Raw genomic sequence first — 3,306 nt, 5'->3', positions numbered from 1 at the left:
GGCGAGGCCGGCATCGACCGCTGCCCGCCGGGCGGCCATGTCGGTATCGCGCGCCTTGCTGCCCTGCTGGATCGCCCTGTCGTCCCGCTGGACACCTCTCGCGGCGTCGAAAAGCCGCGCACGCTGGCACGCGTGATCGAAGCGGACTGCATCGGCTGCACCAAGTGCATCCAGGCCTGCCCGGTCGATGCGATCGTCGGTGCGGCGAAGTTGATGCATGCGGTGATCARCGACCTCTGCACGGGTTGCGAGCTGTGCGTTCCCGTCTGCCCGGTCGATTGCATCACGCTGGATCCCATGCCACTGGCCCAGGCCGACGACCGCCGTTACGCCGACGCCGCACGCATCCACTTCGCGCGTCGCGAGGCACGCCTGGGTCGGGAGCGCGCCGCGCGTGACGAACGGCTCGCCACCAGCAAGAGTGACGTCGCGGCACCGACCGCGCGAAACGCCGTACTCGAAGCCCTCGCGCGCGCCAAGGCGCGGAAAAAGGACAGCCCATGAAAAAGGCCGATGTCATCGAGATGTTCAGCCGTCTTCGCGAACTGAACCCGCACCCGAAAACCGAACTCGAATACACCACACCCTTCGAACTGCTGTCCGCTGTCGCACTCTCGGCACAGGCCACCGATGTCGGCGTGAACAAAGCCACGCGCAAGCTCTTCCCGGTAGCGAACACGGCGCAGAAAATCCTCGACATGGGCGTCGACAAGCTCAAGACCTACATCAGCACCATCGGGCTCTACAACAACAAGGCGAAGAACCTGATCGCCATGAGCCAGATCCTGGTCGACCGCTACGACGGTGAAGTACCGCAATCGCGCGAAGCCCTCGAAGAGCTGCCAGGCGTGGGACGAAAGACCGCCAATGTAGTGCTCAATACCGCCTTCGGCCAGCCGACCATCGCCGTCGACACACATATCTTCCGCGTCGCCAACCGTACCGGCCTCGCGCCGGGCGCCGACGTGCGCAAGGTGGAAGACAAGCTGGAGAAGGTGATCCCGAAGGAGTTCATCCAGGACGCGCACCACTGGCTGATCCTGCACGGGCGCTATGTGTGCAAGGCGCGCAAACCCGAATGCCCGAACTGCGCGATCATCGACCTTTGCGCGTACAGGCAAAAAACAAAGCCTGACTAAGGCCGGCTTTCGTATTCTTGCGATGTCGTCGAACCGGCGACACCTTGCTCGGTAGGAGCCGATTCATCGGCGATAAGGCGTAGCTACGTAGCAACGCCCGTTCGCCGATGAATCGGCTCCTACAGAAGCGATTTGCCGGTGGGTCAGCGCATGGATCAGGCGGCCTGGCGGGAACCTTCGACGCGGCGATTCAGCTCCTTCCAGTCGACCACCAGCTCACATCCGCGCTTGGACGCGTTCTGGCCCCACTCGCGCAGCAACTCCAGCGACGCCTGGTCCACGTGCTGCAGGCGATCCATGACGACGCTCAGACGCGTGTTCGGCGGCACCGTGGCCAGCGTGCGCGCCATGCTCGGCACTTTCAGGAACGTCGCAGAGCCTTCCAGATGGAGCGTGGCCTTGCCCGGCTCGTCATGGTGTTCCACGTCCATGCGCATCTTCGAAGAAAGCAGCGCGAGGCGGAACAACGACAGGCCGAAGCCGACGATCACACCGGTGAGCAGATCGGTCGCGACGATGGCTACTGTCGTTGCGACGTAAACCGCCGCCGTACCCTTGCCGTAAGCGGCGAGATCCTTGATCTGCTTCGGGTTGACCATCTTGACGCCGGTGTAGACAAGAATGCCGGCAAGGCAGGAGACCGGAGTCATCCGCATCAGCCACGGCAGCAGCATGACGAAGGCCAGCAACCATGCGCCGTGCATGATGGCCGCCATGCGTGTCGCCGAGCCGGYCTGAACGTTCGCGGCACTGCGCACGATCACGCCGGTCATCGGCAACGCACCGAGGACACCGCAGATCATGTTGCCCACGCCCTGCGCCGTCAGCTCGCGGTCGTAGTTGGTACGAACACCGTTGTGCATCCGGTCGACCGCCGCCGCCGACAGCAGCGTTTCCGCACTGGCGATGAAGGCGAAAGTGACTGCTGCGACCAGCAGCGACGAATCGAACAGGCCGAACAGGCTGCYCATGCTCGGCAGGCTGATCGCCGCGAACAGATTCGCCGGTACATCCACGCGTTTGACATCGAAACCGCCGAACTGCGCTGCCAGGGTCATGGCGACCACCGCAAGCAAGGCGCCCGGGACGAAGCGCAGCTTCGCAGGCCGCAGCTTCTCCCAGAACAACATGATGGCAATCGTACCGAGGCCGATCATCAGGGCCGCCGGGGCCCGCCCTTCGGCTGCGCCGGTCACCGACTCCCACGCCGCCGCGGGAAGTGCGGCGAAATTCTCCAGGCCACGAGCCTTGGGAATGGCGTCGAGCAGCACATGCGACTGCGACGCCACGATGAGGATGCCGATACCCGACAACATGCCGGCCACGACGGCCGGCGAGGTCATGCGGAACCACACACCCACCTTGCACAACCCGGCAACAACCTGGATCAGGCCGGCCAACAGCACGACGGGACCGAGGGCGGCCACGCCGTGCTCGCGCACCAGTTCGAACACCAGGACCGCGAGGCCCGCCGCCGGCCCGCTGACCTGCAGCGGCGAGCCGGCGATGGCGCCTACGATAAGGCCGCCGACGATGCCGGAGATCAACCCTGCGCTGGGCGGCATGCCCGACGCTATCGCGATACCCATGCACAACGGCAGAGCGACAAGAAAGACGACCACCGATCCTAGGAGGTCGCGGCCAAAGAGGCCCTGGGAAAAATAAGCGCRCATGAAAAGCTTCCTGGTTTAAGCGGCAGACGCAATCGGCTGCGGGGTCGAGAAACGCGCGTGCGGAGTGGCATCGGGCACGTTCGAGTCCCTCGAATCCAGCGGACGGAAGCGTCCCTCGACCGGGTCGAAGGCGGTGATCTCCGTCTTCGCGATGTCGTAGATCCAGCCATGGATACGCAGGCTGCCGTTCGCCATCGCTGCTGCAACGGCCGGCAAGGTACGCATGTTCTCCAGCTGACCCACCACGTTCTCCTCGGTGAGGTAGCGCAACCCTTCCGCACCGTGGATAGTCGGACGATTCTTCTCGACCACATAGCGGGCGACGTCGGCGTGCTTCAGCCACTGCTCGACGGACGGCTTGCCCTTGAGCGCGGCCGGATTCTGCAGGGCCTTCATCGCGCCGCAGTCCGAATGGCCACAGATGACAATGTGTTGCACGTTGAGGGCAGTGACCGCGTACTCGATGGCGGCGACCACACCGCTCACGTGCTGTG

General features: G+C 64.4%; 4 protein-coding genes. 2 read left to right on the top strand and 2 right to left on the bottom strand.

Translation table 11 applies throughout. The features are described 5' to 3' along the window. The coding region (locus AC1DT2_RS18710; RefSeq protein ID WP_477297978.1) for an RnfABCDGE type electron transport complex subunit B at window positions 1–504 on the top strand (504 nt) is incomplete at its 5' end. Next, window positions 501–1,139, top strand: a complete 639-nt coding sequence (nth, locus tag AC1DT2_RS18705) for an endonuclease III (RefSeq protein WP_477297977.1) — start codon at window positions 501–503, stop codon at window positions 1,137–1,139. The genes AC1DT2_RS18710 and nth, both read left to right, overlap by 4 nt. Window positions 1,140–1,294: 155 nt before the next feature. Here the strand turns inward: nth and AC1DT2_RS18700 are convergent, their stop codons facing one another. Both AC1DT2_RS18700 and AC1DT2_RS18695 read right to left on the bottom strand, forming a co-directional pair. Continuing rightward, window positions 1,295–2,812 carry a SulP family inorganic anion transporter gene (locus AC1DT2_RS18700; protein WP_477297976.1) on the bottom strand — a complete coding sequence of 506 codons (1,518 nt, stop codon included), beginning with the start codon at window positions 2,810–2,812 and terminating at the stop codon, window positions 1,295–1,297. A 15-nt stretch (window positions 2,813–2,827) separates the two neighbouring features. Further along, window positions 2,828–3,306 (bottom strand): carbonic anhydrase (locus AC1DT2_RS18695; protein ID WP_477297974.1); only part of this gene is annotated, 479 nt, incomplete at its 5' end.

It is taken from the genome of Luteibacter sp. P4_E6 (genome assembly GCF_056401535.1).
Note: the sequence above shows the minus strand (reverse complement) of the source record. Positions and strands in the feature narration are given on the sequence as shown.

Coding starts and splice junctions, on each gene's coding strand:
- nth (WP_477297977.1), top strand. CDS start 501: ATGAAAAAGGCCGATGTCATCGAGATGTTCAGCCGTCTTCGCGAACTG.